Raw genomic sequence first — 857 nt, 5'->3', positions numbered from 1 at the left:
CTAGGCAGCGTTGACAAAGTGGATTCCCAATCTGCCTGATTTCTGATTCACAGCTTCTCTTTGCGAGGAGCGATGATGGGCCGAGGCGATCTGACGGACGAGGAATGGGATGTGATCGCGGGGCTTCTGCCGTCGGAGCGCGGCCGCAAGTCCCGTCCTGCCCATGACAACCGGCGTTTCCTCAACGGCATGCTGCATGTTTTGCGGGTCGGCTGTCCGTGGCGGGATATGCATGAACGCTATGGTCTGTGGAATTCGGTCTATGTGCGGTTCCGGCGCTGGGCCGAACAAGGTGTGTGGGATGCAATCCTGGCGACATTGGTGGAATTGGGACTGACCGACGACTGGCAGCACATGATCGACAGCACCATAGTTCGCGGCCACGTATCGGCAGTGGGCGGAAAAGGGGGGCTTGTGCGCAAGCTCTTGGTCGATCACGCGGCGGCTTTACGTGCAAGGTCCACGCCCGCTGTGACAATCAGGGTCGCCCTATCGGCTTCATCCTGACGGGCGGTGAAGCGTCCGACTATGGCGCTGTCGATGCCCTGATGGCGATCCCTGTCACCAAGCCAAAGGCGCTGTTGGCCGACAAGGGCTATGACGGTGATGCTGTCCGCGAAAATCTGCTGATGCACGGCATCCTGCCGATCATCCCGCCCAAGGCCAATCGCCGAGAACCCATTCCCTGCGACTTCCGTCGCTATCGTGACCGCAACCGCATCGAGCGCATGTTCGGGCAACTCAAGCAGTTCCGCCGTATCGCAACCCGTTACGACAAAACCGCCTTATCCTTCGCAAGCTTCCTGAACCTCGCCGCCATTCGCAAATGGCTGCCGCACTTTGTCAACGCGACCTAG

1 pseudogene is annotated in these 857 nt (G+C 59.7%); it reads left to right on the top strand.

The annotated features are described in order from the left end of the window. Positions 1 to 75 precede the first annotated feature (75 nt). A pseudogene (locus F4U94_RS24160) lies at positions 76 to 857 on the top strand (IS5 family transposase).

It is taken from the genome of Sphingobium limneticum, from assembly GCF_008710155.1.
Taxonomy (GTDB): Bacteria; Pseudomonadota; Alphaproteobacteria; order Sphingomonadales; family Sphingomonadaceae; genus Sphingobium; species Sphingobium limneticum.
The sequence above is the reverse complement of the archived record's forward strand: the minus strand, read 5'-3'. Positions and strand labels throughout refer to the sequence as shown.